The 3,098-nt window shown below is 46.9% G+C and carries 4 protein-coding genes; 1 reads left to right on the top strand and 3 read right to left on the bottom strand.

Features of this window, described 5'->3' with window-relative positions; translation table 11 throughout:
• A partial coding sequence (locus IG627_RS21000; RefSeq protein WP_226865499.1) for a hypothetical protein occupies positions 1–214 on the top strand: 214 nt, incomplete at its 5' end.
• Here the strand turns inward: IG627_RS21000 and IG627_RS20425 are convergent.
• From IG627_RS20425 to IG627_RS20415, 3 genes are all read right to left on the bottom strand, one after another.
• Complete coding sequence (locus IG627_RS20425; RefSeq protein ID WP_193195119.1) at positions 202–804, bottom strand: YfbM family protein; 603 nt, start codon at positions 802–804, stop codon at positions 202–204. The two genes, IG627_RS21000 and IG627_RS20425, sit on opposite strands and share 13 nt — an antisense overlap.
• Before the next feature lie 172 nt (positions 805–976).
• Positions 977–1,438, bottom strand: a complete 462-nt coding sequence (locus IG627_RS20420; RefSeq protein ID WP_193195117.1) for a hypothetical protein — start codon at positions 1,436–1,438, stop codon at positions 977–979.
• A 147-nt stretch (positions 1,439–1,585) separates the two neighbouring features.
• Positions 1,586–1,924 (bottom strand): hypothetical protein, encoded by a 339-nt coding sequence (locus IG627_RS20415; protein ID WP_193195115.1) that lies wholly within the window; start codon positions 1,922–1,924, stop codon positions 1,586–1,588.
• Positions 1,925–3,098: the final 1,174 nt, after the last annotated feature.

Raw genomic sequence — 3,098 nt, 5'->3', positions numbered from 1 at the left:
AATAGATACGCCTCGCAAGGCTGTAGCTTCTGCTGCACCTGAAATTAGTAGTACGATCAACAAAACAATGTATTTCTTCATGAGCTCTAACGCCGCAATCAGACGCGGCTTACTTTGTGAATTTTTTGCACGAAAATGGGAGCGCAGCGACCGTGCAAAAAGTGCACAAAGTAAGCCGTCGGCTGCATTGCATTGTTATGCTCAGCACAGGTAAATGGCCATGCCCAAATTATTTTTAGCGCAATTAGCTACAAAATTTTTTAGATTTGAAAAATACGCAGTAATATACTCCAAACCCTCATCTCCGTCTCGCTCCCAAATATTTGGGTATATATCTAACTTATCCATTTTTTGTGGGTTGTAATTAGCCGATATTCCAGCTTCAGAGATTTCCGACAAGTGGGCATGGATAGCGTTTACTATTTCACTTTTGAATAGCCGAGCTGGTCCATACCCAACCTCAATATCACCAGCGACTACCCCTCCAACAGTAATGAAGTCCATGGGAGACTCAGCGTCGTAAGCAGTTCCATTTAAGCAAAAGTGAATTCCTTGCCATGACTTATCCAAGTCATCATCAATATTTTCACCCTCGATAAAGTTTAAGTCAGGTATTTCAATTTTTTTTGGGGCTGACTTTCCGAATAACTTTGATATAAAACCAACTTTCGTTTTTTCTCTAACAGCTTCTTCATATGCCTCAGGATCATCTGAAGCGATCAACCTCCAAATTAGCTCCGGCTGCTCCAATATTTTCTTAATGTTTTCATCTGACACGCTATGAAGCGCTAAACACATTCCCATGCTTTAGTTCCTTAGAGCATAACGCCCGCAACAGGGGCGACCAATGCTATGCACGTTTTGTGCGAAACTGGGAGCGCAGCGACCCGCACAAAACGTGCATAGCGTTGGGCGTCCCGCGGAGGCCCGAAGGGCCGGAGCATACTGCTTGCGTTTGTTAAGAGATCGGTGGCACTTACCTTGGGTTACCACTTTTGCTTCCCTCAGAATCTCTCAATGAAAATGACGTTTCATAAGTTGTAATTTTAATTGGACTATCTTTTGCGGCATCAAAGTAAAGGTAAACATCAATGGCTTCATACGTATAGTTCATAGGTTTTTCAAAGCCTTGAGATAGGGAGCGCAATTCAAGCAATCTTTTTGCTGTTTCATTTTTTATTTTGCTTAAGTCAATTTCCTCCAGCCTCTCTGATGAAAGCAGAGCAAACTTTACCTTTGCATGTGGAATATAGTTACTTTCAGCATTTTTATCTTGGAGCTGTAAATCTATATACACAAGATTTTTGCAATTGTATCTTCCATCCAATGCGATAATGTCGCACGCATCGCCTTTTATTCTCTCCACGACAGAATGGAATGTATCAGCTTGCGCCGCGCTACAAAAAACTATCAGCAAGAGAAAGTATGGAATCTTCATGCTTCTGACTCTTAACGCCGCCAGCAGGGGCAGCTTACCTTGGGCGCGTTTTGCGCAATAATGGGAGCGCAGCGACCTGCGCAAAACGTGCACAAGGTAAGCTGTCCCGCGGAGGCGCGCAGCGCCGGAGCGTACTGCCTGGCTTGGTTAGGCATGACCGCCACCATTAACTACCAGTGACACAATTATACCAGATGATAGCACCAGCAATGTCCCGGGAACGAAGAGTGATGGCCTTCTAATATTTTTAAACACTACTAATAGAACTTGTATCACATTGGCAGCGACGAGAATAACAAATATGGAAGCCAATACTAGCCATACTGCAGATTCTTTAAATTGATAGGTTGTGCCCAAAAGTGAAGAAAGCAGCACCCAAGACAGAGCGATAAGACCGGTATATTTGCTATGTAAAAACGCCTGGACAACGAGTACTGCAAGAGAGACAACTCCGACCAATATTGAAATTATTAGTACGACGCCCATCAGATTGCTTTCCTTGCCTAACGCCGCTAGCAGGGGCAGCCGGAGCGCTTGGCGGGCGAAGCGCGCCGCGTAGGCTGTCCAGCCGAGCCCCGAAGGGGCTGGGCGATCCTGCCTAGCCTGGTTATGGCTGGCGCCGCTCTGAACTTGCTACTGGCACTTTGCCCGTAGCGCAGCGGAGGGCCACCGCCGGTTTAAGATGAGGGAAGAATACCAGACGTCCCGCACCACTGAATTTTCTTACTGCTTACCCACAATGCTGGTTTGAACTTTCCTTAGCGCGCTACCTACAACGAAGGCACTAGGAACGAAACTGTTGAAATTCAACCATACACTGCGCCAGTAGAATGGATCTTCACAAACACCATGGAAATTGCCAAAGGCACAACTCTTTTAAATTTTTGCCAAGCCACCATAACGCCGCGCTCAGCCGCGGCTTGCTTTGGGCGCTTTACGCGCGAAAATGGGAGCGCAGCGACCGCGCGTAAAGTGCACAAAGTGAGCCGTCGGCTGCAGCGCCTGGTTATGAGCGCTTACGAAGTGCACCTTTTACCCCTCCCAAATTAACCGGGCCAAATTTTCTGAATAGTTGGTCTACGAATAGTGGCAGAATTACAAGCACGACAAAAAGCCCGAACCAACTAAAGTAAAACAATAAGTAAAAGAAGGCCGCCGTACCAAGCGCTGATGCAACCATTGCCTCTAGTAAATTGGCCCACTATGGTTGGTGAAATATTGACACGCACTCTGAGCATACGTAGTTGTTGCTCAACACTGGCACACTCAGTGTCTTCCGAGAACAGCTTGGGCACTTCCTTTTAAGCATGCTCGATTAGCTCATAACGCCGCCAGCAGGGGCAGCTTACCTTGGGCGCGTTTTGCGCAATAATGGGAGCGCAGCGACCTGCGCAAAACGTGCACAAGGTAAGCTGTCCCGCGGAGGCGCGCAGCGCCGGAGCGTACTGCCTGGCTTGGTTAGGCATGACCGCCACCATTAACTACCAGTGACACAATTATACCAGATGATAGCACCAGCAATGTCCCGGGAACGAAGAGTGATGGCCTTCTAATATTTTTAAACACTACTATTAACCCGGCAATAGTATATTTCGCTCACGCTGCATAGCGGATTTTCTCGTGTTTGAAATATTTTCTGACCCGCTCTGGGCTCTTTTGC

It is taken from the genome of Microbulbifer taiwanensis (genome assembly GCF_014904815.1).
GTDB lineage: Bacteria > Pseudomonadota > Gammaproteobacteria > Pseudomonadales > Cellvibrionaceae > Microbulbifer > Microbulbifer taiwanensis.
Note: the sequence above shows the minus strand (reverse complement) of the source record. Positions and strands in the feature narration are given on the sequence as shown.

Bases quoted from the DNA above. Each gene is read 5' to 3' on its own strand.
- IG627_RS20415 (WP_193195115.1), bottom strand. From the start codon at position 1,924: ATGGGCGTCGTACTAATAATTTCAATATTGGTCGGAGTTGTCTCTCTT.
- IG627_RS20420 (WP_193195117.1), bottom strand. From the start codon at position 1,438: ATGAAGATTCCATACTTTCTCTTGCTGATAGTTTTTTGTAGCGCGGCG.
- IG627_RS20425 (WP_193195119.1), bottom strand. From the start codon at position 804: ATGGGAATGTGTTTAGCGCTTCATAGCGTGTCAGATGAAAACATTAAG.